Origin of the sequence: Klebsiella sp. X13 (genome assembly GCF_003323835.1) — a bacterium.
GTDB classification, from domain to species: domain Bacteria; phylum Pseudomonadota; class Gammaproteobacteria; order Enterobacterales; family Enterobacteriaceae; genus Klebsiella; species Klebsiella ornithinolytica.
On sequence record NZ_CP030874.1, the window covers coordinates 2,528,915 to 2,552,679 of the forward strand.

At 55.0% G+C, this 23,765-nt stretch carries 24 protein-coding genes; 13 read left to right on the top strand and 11 right to left on the bottom strand.

Features of this window, described 5'->3' with window-relative positions:
- Positions 1–3: 3 nt before the first annotated feature.
- The 4 genes from dmsD to DSD31_RS12050 all read right to left on the bottom strand — a co-directional run bounded on the left by dmsD (position 4) and on the right by DSD31_RS12050 (position 4,425).
- Positions 4–612, bottom strand: a complete 609-nt coding sequence (dmsD, locus tag DSD31_RS12035; protein WP_015584242.1) for a Tat proofreading chaperone DmsD — start codon at positions 610–612, stop codon at positions 4–6.
- Between the two features lie 42 nt (positions 613–654).
- A complete protein-coding gene (locus tag DSD31_RS12040; protein WP_113991066.1) occupies positions 655–1,512 on the bottom strand; it encodes a DmsC/YnfH family molybdoenzyme membrane anchor subunit in 858 nt (285 codons plus the stop codon).
- A gap of 54 nt (positions 1,513–1,566) precedes the next feature.
- Positions 1,567–4,017 (bottom strand): selenate/tellurate reductase subunit YnfE, encoded by a 2,451-nt coding sequence (ynfE, locus tag DSD31_RS12045; RefSeq protein ID WP_015584243.1) that lies wholly within the window; start codon positions 4,015–4,017, stop codon positions 1,567–1,569.
- A gap of 144 nt (positions 4,018–4,161) precedes the next feature.
- Positions 4,162–4,425: a DUF1161 domain-containing protein gene (locus DSD31_RS12050; protein ID WP_004862440.1), complete on the bottom strand. Its 264-nt coding sequence runs from the start codon at positions 4,423–4,425 to the stop codon at positions 4,162–4,164.
- A gap of 135 nt (positions 4,426–4,560) precedes the next feature.
- Here DSD31_RS12050 and DSD31_RS12055 point away from each other — a divergent pair, with 135 nt between their 5' ends.
- Entirely contained in the window at positions 4,561–5,238 is a 678-nt protein-coding gene (locus DSD31_RS12055; RefSeq protein ID WP_054829311.1) for a YnfC family lipoprotein, read from the top strand.
- Here the strand turns inward: DSD31_RS12055 and speG are convergent.
- Entirely contained in the window at positions 5,232–5,792 is a 561-nt protein-coding gene (gene speG / locus DSD31_RS12060; RefSeq protein ID WP_004862437.1) for a spermidine N1-acetyltransferase, read from the bottom strand. The two genes, DSD31_RS12055 and speG, sit on opposite strands and share 7 nt — an antisense overlap.
- A gap of 61 nt (positions 5,793–5,853) precedes the next feature.
- Complete coding sequence (locus DSD31_RS12065) at positions 5,854–6,195, bottom strand: DUF1283 family protein (protein ID WP_004862434.1); 342 nt, start codon at positions 6,193–6,195, stop codon at positions 5,854–5,856.
- Positions 6,196–6,349: 154 nt separating this feature from the next.
- Between DSD31_RS12065 and DSD31_RS12070 the strand changes: the two genes are divergently transcribed.
- From DSD31_RS12070 to DSD31_RS12100, 7 genes are all read left to right on the top strand, one after another.
- Positions 6,350–6,676 (top strand): YnfA family protein, encoded by a 327-nt coding sequence (locus tag DSD31_RS12070; RefSeq protein ID WP_004862432.1) that lies wholly within the window; start codon positions 6,350–6,352, stop codon positions 6,674–6,676.
- Positions 6,677–6,787: 111 nt separating this feature from the next.
- Positions 6,788–8,071: an MFS transporter gene (locus DSD31_RS12075; RefSeq protein WP_100663274.1), complete on the top strand. Its 1,284-nt coding sequence runs from the start codon at positions 6,788–6,790 to the stop codon at positions 8,069–8,071.
- 142 nt (positions 8,072–8,213) lie between these two features.
- A complete protein-coding gene (gene manD / locus DSD31_RS12080) occupies positions 8,214–9,428 on the top strand; it encodes a D-mannonate dehydratase ManD (RefSeq protein ID WP_004862427.1) in 1,215 nt (404 codons plus the stop codon).
- 10 nt (positions 9,429–9,438) lie between these two features.
- On the top strand, positions 9,439–10,452 hold the full coding sequence (locus DSD31_RS12085; RefSeq protein ID WP_015584248.1) for a Zn-dependent oxidoreductase: 1,014 nt from the start codon (positions 9,439–9,441) through the stop codon (positions 10,450–10,452).
- Between the two features lie 49 nt (positions 10,453–10,501).
- Positions 10,502–11,878: an MFS transporter gene (locus tag DSD31_RS12090; protein WP_032724241.1), complete on the top strand. Its 1,377-nt coding sequence runs from the start codon at positions 10,502–10,504 to the stop codon at positions 11,876–11,878.
- 217 nt (positions 11,879–12,095) lie between these two features.
- Positions 12,096–13,559 carry a mannitol dehydrogenase family protein gene (locus DSD31_RS12095; protein WP_004862419.1) on the top strand — a complete coding sequence of 488 codons (1,464 nt, stop codon included), beginning with the start codon at positions 12,096–12,098 and terminating at the stop codon, positions 13,557–13,559.
- Positions 13,560–13,875: 316 nt separating this feature from the next.
- On the top strand, positions 13,876–14,307 hold the full coding sequence (locus tag DSD31_RS12100) for a universal stress protein (protein ID WP_015584251.1): 432 nt from the start codon (positions 13,876–13,878) through the stop codon (positions 14,305–14,307).
- Between the two features lie 57 nt (positions 14,308–14,364).
- On the opposite strand, the gene DSD31_RS12105 is transcribed toward DSD31_RS12100, so the two are convergent.
- Positions 14,365–15,051: a GntR family transcriptional regulator gene (locus tag DSD31_RS12105; protein ID WP_004862416.1), complete on the bottom strand. Its 687-nt coding sequence runs from the start codon at positions 15,049–15,051 to the stop codon at positions 14,365–14,367.
- Positions 15,052–15,143: 92 nt separating this feature from the next.
- Positions 15,144–15,893, bottom strand: coding sequence for a bifunctional NADP-dependent 3-hydroxy acid dehydrogenase/3-hydroxypropionate dehydrogenase YdfG (ydfG, locus tag DSD31_RS12110; RefSeq protein ID WP_004862414.1), 750 nt, complete (start codon positions 15,891–15,893; stop codon positions 15,144–15,146).
- Between the two features lie 526 nt (positions 15,894–16,419).
- Between ydfG and DSD31_RS26560 the strand changes: the two genes are divergently transcribed.
- Together DSD31_RS26560 and dcp are read left to right on the top strand one after the other, a co-directional pair.
- Positions 16,420–16,542, top strand: a complete 123-nt coding sequence (locus tag DSD31_RS26560; protein WP_004862412.1) for a hypothetical protein — start codon at positions 16,420–16,422, stop codon at positions 16,540–16,542.
- Between the two features lie 98 nt (positions 16,543–16,640).
- Positions 16,641–18,686: a peptidyl-dipeptidase Dcp gene (gene dcp / locus DSD31_RS12115; protein ID WP_113991067.1), complete on the top strand. Its 2,046-nt coding sequence runs from the start codon at positions 16,641–16,643 to the stop codon at positions 18,684–18,686.
- A gap of 158 nt (positions 18,687–18,844) precedes the next feature.
- Here the strand turns inward: dcp and DSD31_RS12120 are convergent, their stop codons facing one another.
- Positions 18,845–19,087, bottom strand: a complete 243-nt coding sequence (locus tag DSD31_RS12120) for a DinI family protein (protein ID WP_004862406.1) — start codon at positions 19,085–19,087, stop codon at positions 18,845–18,847.
- A gap of 385 nt (positions 19,088–19,472) precedes the next feature.
- Here DSD31_RS12120 and DSD31_RS12125 point away from each other — a divergent pair, with 385 nt between their 5' ends.
- Complete coding sequence (locus DSD31_RS12125; RefSeq protein ID WP_004862401.1) at positions 19,473–19,703, top strand: hypothetical protein; 231 nt, start codon at positions 19,473–19,475, stop codon at positions 19,701–19,703.
- Positions 19,704–19,812: 109 nt separating this feature from the next.
- Here DSD31_RS12125 and DSD31_RS12130 read toward each other — a convergent pair whose 3' ends face one another.
- Positions 19,813–20,688, bottom strand: a complete 876-nt coding sequence (locus DSD31_RS12130; protein WP_004862397.1) for a broad-spectrum class A beta-lactamase ORN-1 — start codon at positions 20,686–20,688, stop codon at positions 19,813–19,815.
- 292 nt (positions 20,689–20,980) lie between these two features.
- Between DSD31_RS12130 and DSD31_RS12135 the strand changes: the two genes are divergently transcribed.
- Complete coding sequence (locus tag DSD31_RS12135; protein ID WP_015584254.1) at positions 20,981–21,244, top strand: hypothetical protein; 264 nt, start codon at positions 20,981–20,983, stop codon at positions 21,242–21,244.
- A gap of 100 nt (positions 21,245–21,344) precedes the next feature.
- The gene (locus tag DSD31_RS12140) at positions 21,345–22,445 is read left to right on the top strand and encodes an AAA family ATPase (protein WP_113991068.1); all 1,101 of its coding nucleotides are present in this window, start codon (positions 21,345–21,347) and stop codon (positions 22,443–22,445) included.
- 42 nt (positions 22,446–22,487) lie between these two features.
- On the opposite strand, the gene DSD31_RS12145 is transcribed toward DSD31_RS12140, so the two are convergent.
- The gene (locus DSD31_RS12145; RefSeq protein ID WP_004862386.1) at positions 22,488–23,753 is read right to left on the bottom strand and encodes an MFS transporter; all 1,266 of its coding nucleotides are present in this window, start codon (positions 23,751–23,753) and stop codon (positions 22,488–22,490) included.
- Positions 23,754–23,765 lie beyond the last annotated feature (12 nt).

Consider the following 23,765-nt stretch of genomic DNA (forward strand, 5'->3'; position numbering starts at 1 on the left):
CGTTTAGCGATAAAGCGGTTTGTCGGCGACGGCAATGGGGAGCTGGCGTTGCCATTCGGCGAGCGTCGCCTGCGCCAGTTGTCCGAGGGAATGATAAAAGGGGTGTTCGGCTCCGGCGATAAACACCTCGAGGAACCGGCCGGACCAGGGCAGCAGATGCCAGGCGAGAAGCTGCGAAAACGCCTCCTCCTGCGCGGATTCGCACAGCCAGGCGGCCAGCAGCAGGAGCGTACCAAAATGATCTTCCGGCTCCTGGCCTTGCGTTGCGTGACCAATTCCGTTCGCGCGCATCCACTCCCGCAATGCCAGAGTAGAGTCGCCGAACAGCACATTCTCTTTATCCAGCCAGACCGAACCCCACGGCGGGGCGGGCAGCGCCCAGGGACCAATAAACAGGCGTTGCCAGGCCTGGGGGAGCGGTTCATCGCTGGCGGCGGCGAACCCGGTCACCAGCGAATCGGCTAGCGGATAAGGCCATTGAGCCTGCCAGCTGCCGTCTTGCAGAGCCGCTACCAGCGGCGCGGCCTGCGCGCTTTCCGGGGAAAATGAAAACAGGGCGCCCAGGGTGCGGGCGCTCAACGCGACGGCGTCGCGGTAGTGAGCTTGTATCATGTACTCTTCCTTACTGCGGCGGGACGGTGCCACGCCTGAATATTAACCAGCAATCGCCACGCCGACGGTCATATGCAGAGCATAAAACAGACCGCGGCCAATAAGTTCTGCGGCCAGAACCAGCAGCAGTCCGAGGAACAAACTGGTCGGGCGCGGGGTTTTGTTCCGGCAAAGCGGGCAGATCCAGCAGCCGAGGCCAAGCGCCAGCAGCGCGATGCGCCAGATCTGTAACGCGGCATAATTCGGCACCAGCGCGCCGGCGCGCTGCACTGAGCTCTGAATGTCGCTGAGTTCAACGCCCTGTATAATCACCAGAGCAATGCTGGCAAACAGCGCCAGCACGCTCAAGGAGGCGAAAAAACGCCCGTTGAACTCAACATTCGCAGCCCGCAATAACAGCGCGGCGAACAGCGGCCCGGTCAGCGCCATTGTCAGAAAGAAGGATGTTGTCGTGCCGCCACTATACCATGTCGGGACGGTTTCAATCTGGTAAACCCGGGTCATCGCCAGCACAAAAATGAGGCCCAGCAGCATGCTCAGCAGCAGCCAGGGGCGGCCGAGGGCCGCAGGCAGTTTGCCGAGCCTCGCCAGCCACCACCAGATGCCGCCTACGGCGAAGAACAGGGCGCCGCTGGCAATTTCATTACTCAGCGCCGAGGCGCCAATGCGATGAAGAGAGTTGAATGCCCGGAGCGGCGATCCCAGATGCAGAACCGATGCCAGAAAACCGACCCCCATCATGAGCCAGAGAAAGACCATGCGTTTGACCAGACGCTGCCGGGCCTCGGAGTTATCTGTCAGCGACATCCATCCCAGACCGCTGACGATAGTCGCTCCCGCCACGCATTGACCGAGTACCGTAAACAGCACCAGCGGCCATTCATGCCATCCACTACCCATGGGCGATCTCCTTGCTGGCTGTTGGCTCGTCTGCGCCTCCTGGCAGCCAGGAGATCATGACGCCGTGTCCTCGACCCTGGCGATGTCAACGAGGTTCGTATGCTGTGGATTTCCTTTTGCCAGCGGAGAGGGCCGCTGGGTGGTCAGGGTATTAATGCAGGCGCCGCGATCGATGCGATCACCGTCCATGTTGGCGTCATGCCATGCTCCCTGGCCCATGGCCGCAACGCCGGGCATGATACGCGGCGTGACTTTCGCCGCAATACGCAGTTCGCCGCGCGGGTTGAAGACGCGCACCAAATCGCCGTTTTTAATTCCACGCTTCCCGGCATCAAGCGGATTGATCCACACCTCCTGGCGGCAGGCGGCCTGTAGCACATCGACGTTGCCGTAGCTGGAGTGGGTTCGGGCTTTGTAGTGAAAACCGAAAAGCTGCAGCGGGAACTGGTCGCGCAGCGGGTCATCCCAGCCTTCGAAAGTGGAGGCGTAGATCGGCAGTGGGCTGATCGTTTCATCCTTCTGCAACTGCCAACGGGCAGCAATATCCGCCAGTTGACTGGAGTAAATCTCAATTTTGCCGGAGGGCGTTTTTAAGGGGTGCGCGATCGGGTCCGCGCGAAAATCGCGATAGGCGACAAAATGGCCGTCCGGATCTTTACGCTTATAAATCCCCATTGCTTTCAGGGCTTCATAGGTGGGTAGCGCGGGATCTCTGGCCAGCATTTTGGCGTACAGATACTGGAGCCACTGCTCCTGGGTGCGACCTTCGGTAAATCGTTGATGAATATCATCGCCGAGGCGTTTTGCCACTTCGCTGAGGATCCAGTAGATCGGTTTGCGTTCGAATTTCGGCGCGGTTGCGGGCTGAATAAAAATCAGGTAGCCCATGTTCCCGGCGTAGTCGTTAGGGATGATGTCTTCCTGTTCGACGGTCATCAGGTCCGGCAGCAGAATGTCGGCATACTTCGCCGAAGAGGTCATAAAGTTCTCGATCACCACGATCATTTCGCATTTTTTCTCGTCCTTGAGAATTTCGTGGGTTTTGTTGATATCAGAATGCTGGTTGACGAGGGTATTCCCGGCATAGTTCCAGATAAACTTAATCGGGACATCCAGCTTATCTTTGCCTCTGACGCCGTCACGCAGCGCGGTCATCTCCGGGCCGCGCGCGATGGCGTCGGTCCAGCTAAAGCAGGAGATGGCGGTTTTGACCGGATTGACCAGCACCGGCAGGCGCTCAATGGTCAGGGTATAGGTCGATTCGCGCGCGCCGCTGTTGCCGCCGTTAATGCCGACATTGCCGGTCAGAATCGGCAGCATGGCGATCGCCCGGGAAGCCAGTTCCCCGTTAGCCTGGCGCTGCGGTCCCCAGCCCTGGCAAATACAGGCGGGTCGGGTGGTTCCAATTTCCCGGGCCAGCTTAATGATTCGGTCGACGGGGATCCCGGTGATACGCGACGCCCACTGCGGCGTTTTGGCGGTCCCGTCCTCGCCGTGGCCGAGAATGTAGGCTTTGTAGTGGCTGTCTGGCGGGGCGCCGGCGGGAAGGGTTTTTTCGTCATAGCCGACGCAGTATTTATCGAGGAACGGCCGATCGACCAGATTCTCACTAATCAGTACCCAGGCGATACCGGCCACCAGCGCGGCATCGGTGCCCGGACGGATGGGGATCCATTCATCTTCCCGCCCGGCGGCAGTATCGGTATAGCGGGGGTCAATGACAATCATCCGCGCGTTGGAGCGTTCTCTGGCCTGCTCCAGATACCAGGTGATGCCGCCGCCGCTCATGCGGGTTTCCGCCGGGTTGTTGCCGAACATCACCACCAGTTTGCTATTTTCGATATCCGAGGTGCTGTTACCCTCGTTGCTGCCGTAGGTGTAGGGCATGGCGCAGGCAATCTGGGCGGTACTGTAGGTGCCGTACTGATTCAGCGACCCGCCATAGCAGTTCATCAGACGGGTGACCGGCGAGGCCGAAGGCGAGGAACGGGTCATATTGCCGCCGACAATTCCCGACGAATAGTTAATGTAAACCGCCTCGTTGCCGTAGTCTTTGACGACTCTTTGCAGATTGCCGGCAATTGTCTCCAGCGCCTCTTCCCAGCTGATGCGCGCAAACTTGCCTTCGCCGCGTTTGCCGATGCGTTTCATCGGGTAATTCAGGCGATCCGGGTGGTTGATTCGCCGGCGAATGGAACGGCCGCGTAGACAGGCGCGTACCTGATGGTCGCCATAATTGTCCATCCCGGTATTATCCGTTTCTACCCAGGTGACTTCATTATCGCGCACGTGCAGACGCAGCGCGCAGCGACTGCCGCAGTTTACCGAACAGGCGCCCCAGACGATACGTTCTTCACTCTGTGTCGCCTGCTGAACGGCCGCCGCAGCGGAGCGCAGACTAAAAGGAAGCGAGAGTCCACCGGCGGCAAGCGCCAGTGAGCCTATCGCAGACGATTTGATTAACGTGCGTCGGCTGACGCCGCCAGAATGTTCCTGACTGGACATGGCTCACCCCATCGTTGTGTTGCCGCTGAAAGATCGCCGGTATCATTTTCCGGTGTATGGGGGAGCAATCATACCCAGAGTGGGGTAGAAGGATATTATCCCTGGTCAACTCAGGGATAATATCCTTCGAATGAAAATAAGAGGTTAACGGGCGTCGCTGTCTGAATCGGCGCTGCGGGTATAGGTAATTTTGAAGGTGTCGTTAGCACAGTGGCCGACAACCTGGGCACCGGGCTGATCGGGTTGATCGTTGGGCACGATCGCTAAAGTAAAGCCTGAGGCCGGCACGCCGTTATTGACGATCTTTTGTTGAATATCGTTCTTCACGCGTTCGCAGGAATCGGGCGCGGCCAGCGCTGAGGTTGAACCCAGCAGCAGCGCGGCGCATAGCCAGAAAGAGCGTTTCATCATAGACTCCTTATTAATGTTATCCAGATTTAAGCATAGCAGAACTGGTGTAAACAATTGTATTTGCTAATATGATTGCAATGTATACAAAAGGGATTCGGCGTGAAAAAACGGTTATTGCTGATATCGGCGGTGATGGTGCTCAGCGCCTGCGATGCGCAGAAGAAGCCAGAAGCATTTACGCCGGAAATGGCGAGTTTTTCCAATGAGTTCGAGTTCGATCCGCTGCGTGGTCCGGTGAAAGATTTTAGCCAGACGCTGCTCGACGAACACGATGAGGTGGTAAAACGGGTGAGCGCGAGCCTCTCGAGGGAGGGCTGTTTTGATCTGCTGGACCTGGAGGACCGGGAAAATAATACCGGCGCGACGCTGATGCTGGATGCCAACTTCTATCTTGACGCCCGCACCCGTGAGAAACGCCTGCGCCTGCAGGGAAAATGCCAGCTCGCGGAACTGCCGTCGGCCGGCATTATCTGGGAGACGGATGATAACGGCTTTGTGGTGGCCGCGCGTGGCAAAGAGACGACTGCCACCTATCAGTATGACAGCGAGGGTTATCCGACCGGTAAAACCACCGTGGCGAAAAATGAGCGTTTTACGGTGATCTCCACGCCGGCGAAGGATCCACGTAAAAAGCTGGACTACACGGCGACCAGCACCTTCAACGATCGTCAGTTGGGGAACGTGCGTCAAACCTGTGACTACGATAGCCACGATAATCCGGTTGATTGCCAGCTGCAGGTGGTCGATGAAAGCGTCCAGCCGCCGCTGACCCGTCGTTATACCATCAAAAACAGTATCGAATACTACTGAGCCGTGGGCTTCAGCAGCGACTGTCCCTGAGTGCGGTGTTCGCTAATATACTGGTGCTGGAACAGGCACATACGAATGGTGTTGCGGTATTCGCCGTTGATGAAAAATTCATGAATCAGCTCCCCCTCTACCATAAACCCAAGCTTGCGGTAGATGTGGATGGCTTTTTCATTTTCGCTGTCGACGATGAGATACAGTTTATACAGATTGAGAACGGTAAAACCGTAGTCCATCGCCAGCTTCGCGGCGCGTGTCGCCAGACCTTTTCCCTGATAATCCGGTGAAATAATGATTTGAAATTCGGCGCGGCGATGGACGTGGTTGATCTCAACCAGTTCCACCAGCCCGGCTTTTTCACCATTACATTCGATAACAAACCGGCGTTCGCTCTGATCGTGAATGTGTTTATCGTAAAGGTCGGAGAGCTCAACAAAAGCTTCGTAGGGCTCTTCGAACCAGTAGCGCATCACGCTGGCATTGTTATCGAGCTGGTGGACAAAACGTAAGTCTTCACGCTCGAGCGGACGAAGTTTGATTGAGTATGCGTCGGTCATGGCTGTTCCTGTCGATAAAAGCTAAATATCGCGCCCGCGGGCGCCATGGATGCGTGACGGATTAAGGTGCAATAGCGCGACCGGTGCGGCGGTCGAGGCAGCGCAGGGTGTTCGGTTCCCAGTACGCGTTGACGTTCGTGCTTTTCTGGCAGTTGTCCTGCGCATCAAAAGCGACGTCAGCCTTGTCCCACTCTTTTTCGGTGCGGGTGTTGACCTTGTGACGCAAAGAGCGGGTGTCGTTCCACTGTTCTTTTTCCATGGCGGCCTGCTGGCGGCTTTGTGCGCTATCGCCGGATTCAATCACCAGCTTGCTGGTTTGCGCGAAAGACGATGCGGTGAAGAGTACGGCGCTCAGCGCCAGCATAGCCGTCAGGCAGTAACGTGTGTTCTGTGTCATTTTCATCACGATTTCCTTTGAGTGATAAAAAGGGGAAGCCCCTGCAATCTGCAGGCAGTTTACTACATCTCTTTTCGCCGGCATACCCGACAAAAGAGTGTGGAAGAGGCAGATTATTGCGTAAAATGGGCCAACAACCTGCTCTCTTTACGTGTCTTTAATGTTCAAAACAACGCTGCTTTTCTTCGCCACCGCGCTCTGTGAAATTCTCGGATGTTATTTACCCTGGCTATGGTTAAAACGCGGCGCAACGCCGCTGCTGTTAATTCCGGCAGGTCTGGCGCTGATGATGTTTGTCTGGTTGCTGACGCTGCATCCGGCAGCAAGCGGGCGGGTTTATGCCGCTTACGGCGGCGTGTATGTCTGCACCGCGCTGCTGTGGCTGCGTTTTGTCGATGGCGTTAAGCTTAGCCATTATGACTGGGCAGGGGCGCTGATTGCGCTGTGCGGCATGTTGATTATTGTCGCTGGCTGGGGACGCGCTTAACGCGCGTTCTTCTGTGATCGTTCACGCTAATTTTAACCTTTATTCTTGTATGGTAGTCGGCTTGTTGTCTTACTGTTAAATGCATATCGTCAATTACAGTAAGGAACAACTATGGCTATCCAGCCTCTCGCCAGCCAGACTGGCGCCAAACCGGCTCGCATTCGCCGGGTACAGAATGTGACGCTGGTGCTTCTGTTTATCGCTGGCATCGTCAATTTCCTCGATCGTTCGTCGTTAAGCGTCGCGGGAGAGGCTATTCGCGGTGATTTGGGGCTGAGTGCGACCGAGTTCGGTGTGCTGCTGTCGGCGTTTTCACTATCCTATGGTTTCGCTCAACTACCTTCAGGCATGCTGTTGGACCGCTTTGGCCCGCGCATTGTGCTCGGGGCCGGACTCATCTTTTGGTCATTAATGCAGGCACTGACCGGGATGGTGAACTCATTCAGCCATTTTATTCTCCTGCGTATTGGTCTTGGCATTGGCGAAGCCCCGTTTATGCCCGCGGGCGTTAAATCGATCAACGACTGGTATGTTCAGAAAGAGCGCGGAACGGCCGTGGGGATCTTTAACTCATCGACGGTATTAGGGCAGGCGATTGCGCCGCCAGCGCTGGTGCTGATGCAGATTGCCTGGGGCTGGCGGACGATGTTCGTGGTTATTGGTCTGGCGGGTATTGTGGTGGGTCTGTGCTGGTATGCCTGGTATCGCAACCGGGCGCAGTTTGATCTGCAGCAGGATGAGCGGCTCTACCTTGCGGCGCCGGTGCAGGCGCGTCCGACGCTGAATTTTAGCGAGTGGCTGGGGCTGTTTAAACGCCGGACGACCTGGGGCATGATTCTGGGTTTTTCGGGCGTGAACTATACCGGCTGGCTGTATATTGCCTGGCTGCCGGGATACCTTCAGGCGCAGCAGGGACTCAGTCTTGCAAAAACGGGGTGGGTGGCGGCCATTCCTTTCCTGGCCGCTGCCGTTGGCATGTGGGTTAATGGTATTGTCGTCGATGCCCTGGCGCGCCGGGGATATGATCTGGCGAAGACACGCAAAACCGCGATTGTTGTTGGTCTGCTGCTTTCCGCGCTGGGCACGCTGCTGGTGGTGCAGTCCTCATCGCCGGCTCAGGCCGTGGCTTTTATCTCGATGGCGCTGTTCTGCGTTCATTTTGCCGGAACCTCGGCGTGGGGGCTGGTACAGGTGCTGGTCAGTGAGCAGAAAGTTGCCTCGGTGGCGGCGATTCAGAATTTCGGCAGTTTCGTTTTTGCCTCTTTTGCCCCGGTCGTTACCGGTTGGGTCGTCGACACCACCCACTCATTCAATCTTGCGCTGGTCATTGCCGCCTGTGTGACTTTTACCGGCGCACTTTGCTACTTCTTCATTGTAAAAGACCCTATTCATTAGCCTACAGAAGCGGCGCTCAGCGCCGCTTCACCTCGTCTGAAGAATGTGACCGAACGCGTCTTTTTCTAATTTCATACTTGTATGGTAGTAGGTCTGATGCTTTAATTTTGATCACTTATCGTCAGAATGGAAGGAAACAGAGATGAAGATCGTTGCCGCTGAAGTTTTCGTCACTTGCCCCGGACGTAACTTTGTCACCCTTAAAATCACCACCGATGACGGGGTTGTCGGGCTGGGGGATGCGACGCTGAACGGACGTGAGCTCTCCGTGGCATCGTATCTGCAGGATCATCTCTGTCCGCAGCTTATTGGCCGCGATGCGCACCGCATTGAAGACATCTGGCAGTTTTTCTACAAAGGAGCGTACTGGCGCCGTGGGCCGGTCACCATGTCGGCTATTTCTGCCGTCGATATGGCGCTGTGGGATATAAAAGCGAAAGCGGCGGGGATGCCTTTGTATCAGCTGTTGGGCGGTGCATCGCGAGAAGGCGTGATGGTTTACTGCCACACCACCGGGCATTCCATCGATGAAGTACTGGAGGACTATGCCCGCCACCAGGAGATGGGCTTTAAGGCCATTCGCGTGCAGTGCGGCGTTCCGGGTATGAAAACGACCTATGGAATGGCGAAGGGGAAAGGCCAGGCGTACGAGCCGGCGACCAAGGGCCAGTGGCCGGAAGAGCAGCTGTGGTCAACGGAGAAATATCTGGACTTTACGCCGCAGCTGTTTGCCGCCGTGCGTGAAAAGTTTGGCTTTAACGAGCATCTGCTGCACGACATGCATCATCGGCTGACGCCCATTGAAGCGGCTCGCTTTGGTAAAAGCATCGAAGAGTATCGCCTGTTCTGGATGGAAGATCCTACCCCGGCAGAGAACCAGGCGTGCTTCCGCCTGATTCGCCAGCACACCGTGACGCCCATTGCCGTCGGTGAAGTCTTCAACAGCATCTGGGATTGCAAGCAGCTGATTGAAGAACAGCTGATCGACTACATCCGCACCACTATCACCCATGCTGGCGGGATTACCGGCATGCGCCGCATTGCCGATTTTGCTTCGCTTTATCAGGTCCGTACCGGTTCGCACGGGCCATCCGACCTGTCGCCGATCTGCATGGCTGCGGCGCTTCATTTTGACCTGTGGGTGCCGAACTTCGGCGTCCAGGAATATATGGGTTATTCCGGGCAGATGCTGGAGGTTTTCCCACACAGCTGGACCTTTGACAACGGCTATATGCATCCAGGAGAAAAGCCGGGGTTGGGTATCGAGTTTGATGAAAAACGGGCAGCAAAATACCCGTATGAGCCCGCCTGTCTGCCGGTAGCCAGACTGGACGACGGCACCTTATGGAACTGGTAAGGAGATAAAAATGAAAAGCATCGTGATACGACAACCCAATGAGCTGAAGGTGGAAGAGAGAGACAGGCCGGAACCTGCGCCTGGAGAAGTGCGGGTAAAAGTTAAGCTGGCGGGGATTTGCGGTTCCGATAGCCATATCTACCGCGGGCATAATCCTTTTGCTCAATACCCTCGCGTTATTGGCCATGAATTCTACGGCATCATCGATGCCGTTGGCGATGGGGTGCTGGACAGGAAGGTCGGCCAGCGGGTGAGCGTTGACCCGGTGATTAGCTGTGGTCATTGCTATCCGTGCTCAGTGGGCAAACCCAACGTCTGCACTTCTCTGGTGGTTCTGGGGGTCCACCGGGATGGCGGTTTTAGCGAATATGTGGTTGTGCCTGCTCAAAATTGCTGGTTAGTGCCGGATACGGTACCCGATCGGCACGCGGTGATGGTTGAGCCTTTCACCATTGCTGCCAACGTCACCGGACAGGTTAAACCGACGGCACAGGACATCGCGCTGGTATTCGGCGCCGGGCCGATGGGCTTAACTACGATTCAGGTGCTGAAGCGGGTCTATCGGGTTAAGCAAGTGATTGTGACTGACCAGATCGACGAACGCCTGCAAATGGCGAAGCGCAATGGTGCCGACTGGACGATCAACAACGGTCAAACGTCATTAGCGGAATGCCTGCAGGATAAAGGCATTAAACCGACGCTGATTATTGATGCGGCCTGTCATCCGTCAATTTTTCAGGAGGCCGTGACGCTGGCCTCTCCGGCGGCCAGAATTGTGCTCATGGGATTCTCAACGGAACCCTCGCAGGTTGCCCAGCAGGGTATTACCGGTAAAGAACTGTCTATATTTTCATCGCGGCTGAATGCGCATAAATTCCCCATTGTATTGGCGTGGTTAGAGCAAGGGTTAATTGATCCTGAAACTCTCATTACTCATGTTTTTGACTATCAGAATATTATCGACGCTATCGAAACTTTTGAAAAAGACAGAAAGAGCTGTTGTAAGGTTTTACTGACCTTTTGACTCTAATAATAAATGCAGGCTCGACTTCTAACAATTAGAGAAAATAATGATGACTACAGTAAATAATGAGAGAACAACGGCCGATCTCATCCGTGCGGCTGTGTCTGGGTGGTTAGGGACCGCTCTGGAGTTTATGGACTTTCAACTCTATTCTTTAGGGGCTGCGCTGGTTTTTCATGAAATCTTTTTTCCTGAGCAATCAGCCGCAATGGCGCTTATTCTGGCGATGGGGACCTATGGCGCGGGATATATTGCGCGAATAGTCGGTGCTTTTATCTTTGGCCGGATGGGTGACAAAATCGGACGTAAACGCGTTCTCTTTATCACTATTACGATGATGGGCATTTGTACCACCCTGATTGGGGTGTTGCCTACCTATGCGCAGGTTGGCATTTTTGCGCCAGTGTTACTGGTGACTTTACGTATTGTCCAGGGGCTGGGCGCCGGGGCTGAAATCTCCGGAGCAGGTACCATGTTGGCCGAATATGCGCCGAAGGGGAAACGCGGCATCATTTCGTCGCTGGTCGCAATGGGGACCAACTGCGGCACGCTGAGCGCAACCGCTATCTGGGCGATAATGTTTTTCCTGCTTGACCGGGAGGAGCTGGTGGCATGGGGATGGCGAATCCCGTTCCTCGCCAGCGCCGTGGTGATGATATTCGCTATCTGGCTGCGGCTGAACCTTAAAGAAAGTCCGGTATTTGAACAGGTCAACGAGGGAGGCGAGCTGCAAACCGGCGCGGCGGAGCGGGAGACTACTTTTGGCGCGATGCTGAAAAGTAAATCCTTCTGGCTGGCAACCGGGTTACGTTTCGGTCAGGCGGGTAACTCAGGTTTATTGCAGACGTTCCTGGCCGGCTATTTGGTACAGACCTTATTATTTGATAAAGCTATTCCAACCGATGCTTTAATGATTAGTTCCGGCATCGGTTTTATCACCATCCCTCTCCTCGGGTGGTTATCCGATAAAATCGGTCGCCGTGTCCCTTATATTATCGTGAATATCACCGCCATTATACTGGCCTATCCGATGGTCTCGATCATTGTTGATAAGAGCTACAGCGTCGGCGCAATTATGGCGTCGTTGATTGTCATCCATAATATTGCTGTGCTGGGTCTGTTTGCGCTGGAAAATATCACCATGGCGGAAATTTTCGGTTCGCGTAACCGCTTTACGCGAATGGCGATTTCAAAAGAAACCGGTGGTTTAGTTGCCGTAGGCTTTGGTCCGGTACTGGCCGGTATTTTCTGTAATATGACGGAGTCATGGTGGCCGATCGTTGCCATGCTTATCTGCTACTCGTCTATTGGCTTGCTCTCCGCTCTCCTTATGCCAGAAGTGCGGGACCGCGATCTCAGCTTGCTGGACGATGCGGCAGACGCCGTTCCTCAACATCGCGAGGTGAGAAGCGGTCAGTTAACCTGAACCGTTGACAGACCGACGTGCAAACTGGCCGGGTGCGGAACCCGGCTTTTTATTTCCTCTATTCACCCGTAGTGAAACAGACTGTGAATGGCAAAATCTTCTTGTATGGTAGTTGATGGAAATCAAAGATGTCATACCAATTGCATGAGATGGTTTACCTCACAGAGGCATTCTCCTCGAGAATGGTTGATTAGTAATCATAAAAATGAGAGTCACCATGGAAAACACGCTTTTAACAGCCAAGGCAACGCTTCCTTCCTACGATCGCAGCAAACTGGTTTCGCGCATTGTCCATCTCGGTTTTGGCGCATTCCATCGCGCGCACCAGGCGGTCTATGCCGATATTCTGGCGGCAGAACAGGGCAGCGATTGGGGCTACACCGAAGTTAACCTGATTGGCGGCGAGCAGCAGATTGCCGATCTGCAGAAACAGGATCTCCTGTATACCGTTGCCGAAATGTCGGCGGATGCCTGGACGGCCCGCGTGGTCGGCGTGGTTAAACAAGCCATGCATGCAGAGGTCGATGGCCTTGAGAGTGTGCTGGCGAAGATGTGTGAGCCTCAGGTGGCCATTGTATCCCTGACGATTACCGAAAAAGGCTATTGCCACTCGCCGTCCACCGGCGAGATACAGCTGGAGCATCCGCTGATCGCGGCGGATATTCTGAATCCGCACCAGCCGAAATCTGCGCCGGGCGTTATCGTTGAAGCCCTGGCGCGGCGCAAAGCTGCAGGCTTGCCGGCATTCAGCGTGATGTCCTGCGATAATATGCCGGAGAACGGTCATGTCACGCGCAATGTGGTTTGTGCCCTGGCGCGCGCAATTGACGGCGATCTCGCCGACTGGATTGCGCAACAGGTGACCTTCCCGTCGACGATGGTTGATCGCATTGTGCCGGCGGTGACGGCCGACACGCTGGATAAAATTGAGCAGTTGACCGGTGTGCGCGATCCGGCGGGCGTTGCCTGTGAGCCGTTCCGTCAGTGGGTCATTGAAGACAACTTTGTGGCGGGTCGCCCGGCGTGGGAACTCGCGGGGGCCGAACTGGTCGCTGACGTCGTACCTTTTGAAGAGATGAAACTGCGTATGCTCAACGGCAGCCACTCTTTCCTCGCCTATCTGGGATATCTGGCCGGCTATCAGCATATCAATGACTGTATGCAGGATCAGAATTACCGCCGCGCGGCGCGCAGCTTAATGCTCAGCGAACAGGCGCCGACGTTGAAAGTCCAGGGCGTTGATCTGGAACGTTATGCCGGGCTTCTCATCGACCGTTACAGCAACCCGGCACTGAAACACCGCACCTGGCAGATTGCGATGGACGGCAGCCAGAAACTGCCGCAGCGGATGCTGGATTCCGTGCGCTGGCATCTCGCGCAGCGTACCGACTTCAGCCTGCTGGCGATGGGGATCGCGGGCTGGATGTGCTATGTCGGCGGCGTTGATGAGCAGGGACAGGCGATTGAGATCTGCGATCCGCTGCTGCCGGTGATTCAGCAGGCGGTCCAGAACAGCGCTGAGGGGCCGGAACGAGTGAAAGCGTTGCTGGGTATCGAAGCCATCTTTGGCCGCGATTTGCCGCAGAACGGTCGTTTTGTCGATGCCGTAACGAGCGCCTGGCTGTCGTTGAAAGCGCGGGGCGCGAAGGCGACCGTTGCGGCCTGGGCCCAGACTCACTAGCGGCACCCGTCCCGCTCGACCTTGTGGAACAATATTAAGACACCCATCCGGGTGTCTTAATTTTTGCAATCACGTTCGTTAACATCCTGGCAGGGCGTTTTCTTCGGCGGTAAAAATATTTATTGTGGCTTTTATACAAATATTGATCGAGAACATTGAATATACATAACTTTAGCTATCCAGAGCTAACTATATATAATTGATGTTTATTTTAATGAATATGCCAGATTACAGGGTTATTAGTTGTGTGGGACTGAAAATAAATATGTCATGATGTGCGCAGTGAAATTAAGTACTTCGGAAAAAGGAGCCGCATATGTACAAGAAAATTCTCTTGCCGGTCGATGTATTTGAAATGGATTTGAGTGATAAAGCTGTTCGTCATGCTGAGTTCCTGGCGTCGGCTGAAGAGGGCGAAATTACGTTATTAAACGTATTGCCAAACAGCAGTCGTTCCGTTTTACGCGGCTTCGCTGCGGATATTCAGAAATTCGAAACCTTTATGAAAGCAGAGTCAGAAAAGAAAATGCAGACGCTGTCCCGTCTGTTCTCGATTCCGGCTGAGCGGATTCATACCCGGGTAGTATTTGGCAATGTCCGCGATGAAATACTGGCTATCGGCAATGCCGACGAGTTTGACGTGATTGTTGTTGGCTCACGCACACCGGGCCTATCCACGCATCTTCTCGGCTCGAACGCCGAATCAATTCTGCGCTACGCAAAAATACCGGTGCTGGTTGTCCGTTAGCGTATTTAGCCATCAGGGCGGCAGCGTTGCTGTTTATTTGGCTGCCGCCGAAATCATTTACTCTTCACTAAACCAGTCGCGATTTTCCTGACGAATTAATAATACCGATTCACTGATTTCATGCAGGTGAATATTCATCGCGGTGCCGACCGCTTCCGCATCACGATTTTCCAGAGCCTGAAAAATTTGATGGTGTTGGCGCAACAGCATCTCCGGCGAGGTAATGTGATCGAGGCTCATGTAGCGGACCCGGTCAATTGTCGCTTTAATATTCTCGACGGTATCCCACGCCAGCTGACAGTCGGCAATCAGCGACAGTTTTTGGTGAAATTCATCATCCAGCTGAAAAAAATCATTTAACTGCTGACGCTCAACCGCAATACGCTGCTGGTTAAGATTTTGCTCAAGCTGATAGATTTGTTCGGCGGTGATCATTCCGGCGGCACGGCGCACCACGGCGCATTCGATAGCCTGGCGAACGAAACATCCGTTGCGCACCTGAGACAGTGAGATCTTATTGACATAGCTGCCGCGCTGCGGGCGAATTTGAATAAGACCATTCTCAGCCAGTTTGATAAAAGCCTCACGCACCGGTTGGCGGGAAACGCTAAAACGCACAGACACTTCTTTCTCAGACAGCGGGGTACCCGGCGGGATCAAACAATGAACGATATCATGGCGAAGGATACGATAAATTTGCTGGTTTACAGGCTGTGTCGGATTAAGTTGCAATTCTGCGGCCATTGATGGTTACTTTTATTGGGGGATATGCGCTATTTTACGCGTTATTTGTCCATTCGCCCATACCCGGCCGCAAAGCGACCGGGCTGCCGGTTTTAGCCCGCGCGATGGACGCTCAGGCCGGCAAAGCTTTGGCTGACCGGCATCATTTCCAGCGTGTTGATATTGACATGCGCGGGCAGGGTGGCGACCCACCATACCGCTTCGGTCACATCTTCCGCTGTTAATGCCTGGGTATTCTCGTAGGCTTTACTCGCTTTAGCATCGTCGCCTTTAAAACGGACGTTAGAGAACTCAGTACCGCCGACCAGGCCGGGCTCTACATCGGTCACTCGAATGGCTGTACCGTGCAGATCGGTACGCAGGTTCAGGCTGAACTGACGCACAAAGGCTTTGGTCGCGCCGTAGACGTTGCCGCCGGAATAAGGCCAGCTGCCGGCGGTGGAACCGATATTAATAATATGACCGCGGTTACGCTCAACCATACCCGGCAGCACGGCACGGGTCATATAGACCAGCCCTTTGTTGTTGGTGTCGATCATGTCTTCCCAGTCTTCGACGCTGGCTTTGTGCGCCGGCTCAAGGCCCAGCGCCAGACCGGCGTTATTGACCAGCACATCGATGGCCTGCCACTCGGCCGGTAGTCCGGCAATCATCTCTTCAATCGCGGCACGGTTGCGGACATCCAGCTGCGCGGTGTAGAGATTCGCGCCCAGCTCATCCTGCAACGTTTTCAGGCGCTCTTCGCGACGCCCGGTGGCGATCACCTTGTGACCATTAGCGATAAAACGGCGAGTCATGCTTTCACCAAAACCTGCTGTTGCCCCGGTAATCAGAATAATCATTATCGCTCCTGTCAATGTTCTCATCATGCCCCAGCCGTCTTATGTCGGGGCTTCCATACCGTCTTGCTTAATATTTCGCGTAAAAACGGTTCGCCGGCGTATTGCTGCGCGCCAAAGGACCCAATCCGGAGAAAAAGATTAAACAATGACGATAACCGCTCGTTACCAGCACTGTAGCTACAAAAGAAAAGAGAGTCTACATCCGTGGAACAAGCAATACGTTTCCAAAACAGGTAATTGCGACGACGAGCGGGGATGAGCGCCTTTCCGCCGGGATAAACATCGCTGTGGCAAGAGTGGGTGAACCGGCGCTGTTGGCTAACGGAAAAAGAGGTGGCCGGCTGGTCAGTTATGCGAACCTTGTGGAAAAATAAACAAGAAAGCATTCATGGCATGAATTGATCATCGACGACATTATGGGGATTGTTATTCTGCCGCCACACGACAGAAGAGCACAGGATTGACACCTAAATCCTTGTCGCGCCGGCCCGTTGCGGCGGCGCTTTTTTGCCTGAGGAGGGTTCCGATGAACGAATGGGAAGAAGAAGAGAGCATTCCGACGCACGCCACCATAATCAGCACGGCAATCGATATTCTTGGCGTAACGGGCGCGCTGCTGGTGGCCGGCGTTTTCTTTTTTTTGTTATGACCGCGTTCGGGTAGCGCCGCTCGCCAGCAGGCGGAAATCATTGCGGTCAATCAATGAGTTGCCTAATCTTACTGGATTACCGAGTCCAGGAGACGATGATGGCCGACAATAACCCCTTTTTGCGCGTCAGTCTGTTGCCTTATCAGGCACCCCAGTTTGATCTGATTGACGATACCCATTACCGACCGGCCTTTGATGAAGGCGTTCGCCGTCAGCGGGAAGAGATTGCCGCGATAGTAAATAATCCGGCGCCGGCGGACTTTGCCAACACGCTGGTCGCGCTCGAGCAGAGCGGGCAGCTGCTGGCGCGCGTTACCCGGGTATTTTTTGCCATGGCCGGGGCGCATACCAACCCGACGATCCAGGCGCTTGATGAGCAATTTTCTGCTGAGCTGGCGGATCTGGGAAATGATATCTGGCTTAACGCGGCGCTATTCGAGCGCGTGAAGCAGGTATGGCAGCAGCGTGACACCTTGCCGCCAGATAGCGAGTCCCGCAGGCTGCTGGTGATCACCTGGCAGCGTTTTACGCTGGCCGGTGCGACCCTGGCCGATGCGCAAAAAACAGAGCTGCGGGCTTTGAATACCCAGGCTGCGGCTTTGCAGAGTCAGTTTCAGCAGCGGCTGCTGGCGGCGGTTAAATCCGGCGGTCTGGTGGTTGACGACCCGGAGCAGTTAGCCGGACTCAGCGATGAAGAGATTGCTGAAGCCGCAGATGCCGCGCGGGAAAAAGGGCTGAGCGATCGCTGGCTGCTGCCTTTGCTGAACACCACCCAGCAACCGGCGTTACTCGCCTTACGCTGCCGCCAGACGCGTGAAAATCTGTTTGCTGCCGGCTGGAAACGCAATCAGAAGGGCGATGCGAATGATACCCGCGAGCTGGTGCTTCGCCTGGCGGAGATTCGCGCCCGGAAAGCGGAACTGCTGGGCGTGGCGGATTACGCCAGCTGGTCGATGGCCGACCAAATGGCGGCAACGCCCGAGGCGGCATTTGCGTTCATGCGTCGGATAGCCCCGGCCGCCCGGGCAAGAGCGGAACGGGAGCTGGCGGATATCCAACGGGTGATTGATGGTGAGGGCGGCGGTTTTAAGGCTGAAGCCTGGGACTGGTTGTATTACGGCGAACAGGTGCGCCGGGCGACATTCGCCATCGATGAAGCCCAGTTAAAACCCTACTTCTCCCTCGACCGCGTTTTAGAGGATGGCGTGTTCTGGACGGCGTCGCAGTTGTTTGGTCTGCGCTTTGTCGAACGGTTTGATATTCCGGTTTATCATCCGGACGTCCGGGTATGGGAAATTTTTGACGCCAACGGGGAAGGTCTGGCGCTGTTTTACGGCGACTACTTCTCGCGGGATTCGAAAAGCGGCGGGGCGTGGATGGATGTCTTCGTTGAACAATCCACGCTGCTCGCCCGGCATCCGGTGATTTACAACGTCTGCAACTACCAGAAACCGAAGGCCGGCCACAGCGCGCTGCTCTCCTGGGATGAGGTCATCACCTTATTCCATGAATTTGGTCACGCGCTGCACGGGCTGTTTGCCAGTCAGCGTTACGCCAGTCTGTCGGGGACCAATACGCCGCGCGATTTTGTTGAGTTTCCGTCGCAGATCTTTGAGCACTGGGCCAGTCAGTCTCAGGTGTTCGCCCACTATGCGCGCCATTATCAGACCGGGGAAGCGATGCCGGATACGCTGCGTGAGCGGATGCTGCGCGCGGCGAAGTTTAATAAGGGCTATGACATGAGCGAGCTACTGGCGGCGGCGCTGTTGGATATGCACTGGCATAGCCTCTCGTCGGCAGATATTCCGCGCGATGTCGATAGCTTTGAAGCGCTGGCGTTGCGTCAGGAGCAGATGGACCTCGCCGCGGTACCGCCGCGCTACCGTAGCAGCTACTTCTCGCATATCTTCGGCGGCGGCTATGCGGCAGGCTATTACGCTTATCTGTGGACGCAGATGCTGGCCGATGACGGCTATCAGTGGTTTGTGGAGCAGGGTGGTTTAACCCGCGAAAACGGCCAGCGCTTCCGCGAGGCGATTTTGTCCCGCGGCAACAGCACTGATTTAGCTGAACTTTATCGCCAGTGGCGCGGGCATGACCCGCAGATTGAGCCGATGCTGGAGAACCGCGGGTTGAGTGAGTAGGGCAACTTTTATGTCGGAAACAGAACCGGGCCTGAGGCCCGGTTTTTTGTCCACTTTTTGTACCTCAACATCGCTCATGCATGTCGGCGGTATGGGGAAAATCTTGTCCGCAGGCCGATAGATTCACCCCCTGGGGACAATGACATTTTCTCTCTCCGTCACTCCTCGACCATCCACATATCAGCCTCTTCAAACATTTCCTGCACAGCACGGCTGATTTGTTCTTTTTCGTGCTTGCTGGCATCGGTGTTAATTGCCGGTAGCGTCATCATCGGCTTTACACGTACATCAGCATCGGGAAAGATACGGTGAATTCGCTTCGATAGTTCAGCTGCAATCGTCTCTTTCGCCCCGGGAAGGCCCTCAAAGTTCCGCTTGTCATAAATCAGTTCCACAAACATATTTCATCTCTCAGCGTTAATTGTTGGCGCTATTTTTACTGTATTTGCATACAGTATCAAGTTGCGTGGACGACGGGAAGGCCAATAGCGCGATGCAGCGATGGTTTGTTGTGTGTCGCTGGCGAAACCGTCACACGGTTCGTCACGAAAAGAGCCGCTGATTAAACGTAGCCAGACGTCGGCAAACAGAATCGCCCGGTGTTATCTCTTCTTCATCCTGCAGACCTCTTGCGGCGCTGTCCTTAGTGACGCCCTGCGCTCTGAACGACGTTGTTAAACAACTAAATATTAACTCTTTGTAATTAATATTTTTTTTGCTGTTTATTTGTCCCCGCTTAGACGAGAATATCCTCCCCGATAATGAAATGGCTGAAAAGGATCCGCTATGTTAGAAAAATACTTTCAATTTGATGGCGATAGTGGCGACGCGGCTATCGAGAAACATAAGCGTCTGCTCGCTGTTCAGGCGGCATTAGAAATTTCGAAAGCCGCCGTCTCTTCATCAACCGCGAATTCCGGGATTCGTAGCCAGATGGATTTACGCAATGTGGCTCAGGAAGTCGCTTCCTTAGCCGATGCCATTCAGGATGCGCTCGAAGGTTACGAGGAAAACTAATCCCGGCCATCGCTGCGATCTCTCCGCGTCAGGCCTCGCGTTTGCGAGGCTTTTTTACGTCTGAGGTTTTGTCCGGGGATGTTCCGGATGGCGAGCGATCGCTGACCGGCTAGGGTCTTTTATCGTCTTTGGACCAGTGCCTGACCAGCGTTTCACCGATGGCCGCAATCTGTTTATTGCGCTCATCCATTGAGGCCGGGGTTGCGGTTAAATAAATCACCACGATGCGCGCGGCTTTACCGTCCGGACCGAGAGCGGCGATGATTCCGCGCGAGCCGCGGTTGCCGGCTCCGGTCTTATCGGCAATAAACCAGCCTGCCGGCAGCGCTGAGCGCAACAGCGGCCCCGCAACTTTGTCCTCTACCATCCAGCGTTGCAACTGCTGCTGCGAGGCGGGGGAAAGCACGCGGCCGGTCAACAGATTTCGCAGTGTCCTGGCCATCGCTTCCGGAGTCGTCGTATCACGCACATCGCCCGGCCGCGCTTCATTGAGTTCCGTTTCCCACCGGTCGAGTCGCGAAGTCTGGTCGCCGCTGTGGCGCAGGAACGTGGTCAGCCCCTGCGGGCCGCCGAGAGTGGTCAACAGCAGGTTTGCCGCCGTATTATCGCTCAGGGTAATGGCGGCCGCGCACAGTTCGCCCACGGTGAGCCCATCGGCAAGATGCTTCTCCGTCACCGGCGAGTATTCCACCAGATCCTGCTGCCGGTAATGGATACGGCGATCGAGCTGTTCTTCACCGGTATCGACGCGCGACAAGACTGCGCCGCAGAGCAGCACTTTAAAGGTGCTCATCATCGGGAAGCGTTCGCCAGCGCGATAGCCGGACAGCAGTTGGCCGGAAGCTAAATCCAGTTCGGCGTAGCCGACCCGGCCCTGCAGCTGGCTTTCGGCTTGTTTAACCGTCGTCACCGTGGCTTCATGCGCCCAACCGGGGAGCGCCAGGGCGGCTAACAATGGCAGAAGGGCGAATCGATATTGACGCATAGCGGAATGTTTCCCTGCAGGTTGTTGTCCACAAGTCGATCTGGCGGGTTTTGCGGACGTCACGGAAAATAAACAAAAAATAAAGACAAATAAGAGTTATGAAGATTCACAATTTCTCTTTTTTCCTTCATCATCTGCCAGCTTTTACCAGTAATAATCAATGCTTAGCTCACTATATGAAAGAGTTTTTTTCATTCAGGCTGGTATGAACTATAAGAATGTACTGAAGGTTGTATAAATGCTCTACGCCGTCGGCAATCACATATTAACCATTGATCCATCCGGGAGGAACATGGTGGACCCGCTAATTAAGGTCATGCTGGTGGGGGGAAAGGCGGATGGCCTGTTGGTCAGCGTCGCCGGTACCGCGACGGAACTGTCCGTCACCGCCGCGCAGTATGGCGCGAAATCTGGCAATCCGCTGAGCTATCGGATTGTTTCGCAAACGATCGATGATGAGCGTTATTTTTTCGGTGTGTTTAGCGAAACCCATGACGATGCTGACAAGCTCAAACGCGTGGCCCTGACCCGAGGCATGAAAAAGTCTCTCCGCTGAGTGCGTCCTTGCCGGACGATTGACCTTCGTCCGGCCTGACCGTGTTATCATTCCCCTTGTTTGCCACTGCCGCAGCACGGAGTTTTTCATCGGGAGCACCATGATTCACCATATCCGCATACAAAATTTCAGGTCGGTCAGGGATATCGAACTGGAACTGGGCGCGCTCAATATCGTGTTTGGGCCGAATGGCTGCGGCAAGTCCAACATCTACAAAGCGATTCACCTGTTAACCGCCTCCGCGGACGGCAAGTTCTCAAGCTATATCAGCGAGGAGGGCGGCCTGGAAAATGTGATGTGGTCAGGGCGAACGGCACCGACGGCGCGCCACCCGCGTCGGCTGCAAATTTCCTGTCTGACCGCGGAGTTTGACTATGAGCTCCAGGTGGGTTTCCCGGAAAAGCTGCCTTATCCCACTCAGTTTATGCTCGACCCGATTGTCAAAGAGGAGTCCATCTGGCTGGCGGGATTCTCCCGGCGACCTTCTGCCAGGGTGCTGCAGCGGAAAAACCAGGCCGCGTTCCTGCTCGATGTCAACGGCGAGAAAAATACCTTCACCGACACGATTTATGAAAACGAGTCGATCTTTGGTCAACTGGGCGAGCCGCACCGCTTCCCGGAAGTTTCTCGCGTCCGGGAAACGATGCGCCAGTGGCGTTTCTACCATGAATTTAATATCGGCCGACATTCGGCGCTCCGACATCTGACGGTAGGTTATCGTTCACCGGTCCTCGACAGCGACGGGCATAATCTTGCCGCCGCTTTTCAGACGATTGTCGAAATTGGCGCCGAAGCGCTCCTGCACGAGATTCTGGCCGCCGCTTTTCCGGAGTGCACGTTCTTCTGCGAAAACGAAAACTCGCGTTTCTCGATTAAGATGCGGCGCAACGGGGTGTTTCGCCCGCTGCTGGCGGCGGAAATGTCGGACGGCACGCTGCGTTTTTTATGTCTGGCGGTAGCGCTGTTGAGCCCGCGTCCGCCGGCATTCCTGGCAATTAACGAACCGGAAAACAGCCTGCATCGGCAGATGTTCCCGGCGCTGGCCAGACTGATTGTCGAGGCCTCCCGCTATAGCCAAATCTGGTTGACCAGCCACTCTGCCGAGCTGGCGGCACTTATCTCCTCGCAGGCCGAGAGCCGGCTATATGAGCTGGAAAACAGCGACGGCGAGACGCGAATCAAAGCTGCAGCCGCCGGATAATGGTAGCGGCCCGTTGTGCGTAACGGGCTGCTAATTTGCGGTTTACGCGGCGTTGTTATAGCCGGCGGTCGGCAGCAGCGTTTTACTGCCTTTCAAGGTGAACAGTGAGATCACGGTAAAGCCCAGGGTAATCGAACCCAGAATCAAGTAAGCCTGGTGGAAGCCGACGGTGTCGTACATGCGGCCCACCCATGCCGACAGCACCACGCCAGAGAGCTGTTTCGATAAGTTAAAACCGATCAGGAACAGGGTGGCGGACAGTTTCGGGTTAAAGGCCGAGGAAATATATTTAAAGGTGCCGACCAGCAGGAACGGAACTTCAAACATATGCAACATTTTTAAGATCACGACCTCGACCGCCGTCGTGGCGAATGAGGAGCCGAGAATACGCACGGACATAATTATTCCGGCGGTCAGCAGCGCATTTTTCGCCCCGATACGGTTCACAATAGCCGGGGCGCAGAACATGATCAGCGCATTCAGCAATTCGCCGCCGGTGGTGACGAAACCAAAGACTTCAGTTCCGCGCTGCGGATCGGCAAAAAAGCCTTTAAAAAAGTTAGCAAACTGCTGGTCGAATACGTCATAGACGCTGGCGACGCCGACCACATAGATAATAAATCCCCAGAATCGCGGCATTCTCAGCAGCTCAGCGGCGACGCGCAGAGAAAACGCCTGACGGTTTGCCCCTAAGGCGTCCATCACCTGGGCGCTGTTGCTGCTTTCCGGACGGGAGAACCACAGCAGCACCCCAAGCACCAGCGCAAAGCCGGAGGCGATCCAGAAGGTGATATTGGGATCAATACCAAACAAGATGCCGGTGATTGACGCGCAGAGCGCCCAGCCGACACAGCCAGCAACGCGAACCTTGCCGTATTCGAAACGGTTGGCGCGACTGACCCGCTCAATATAGGCTTCGACCGCGCCGGAACCGCTGGAGAAGACAATTCCCAGATAGAGTCCCCCCACCAGCGCCCCGGCGATAATATTGACCTGCAGCAGCGGCGAGAAGACAAAGATAAAGAACGGGGCAAACAGAATTAATAAGATGGTGATGGTCCACAGCAGGTGTTTACGCAGTCCCAGCTTATCGGATATCAGGCCAAATATCGGTTGGCAAATAATGGCAAACAGCGAAATAGCAGAGAAGACAATCCCGGTTTCCGTTTTAGTTAAATGGTTTACATCCGCCAGCCACACCGGAAAAAACGGGAAATAGGCCGACATAATGAAGTAGTAAAAGAAAAAGAACAGCAGGAAATAAACAAAATTATGCCGTTCGCGTGGCGCCAGTTCAGAGAATTTCATAGAGATGTTCCA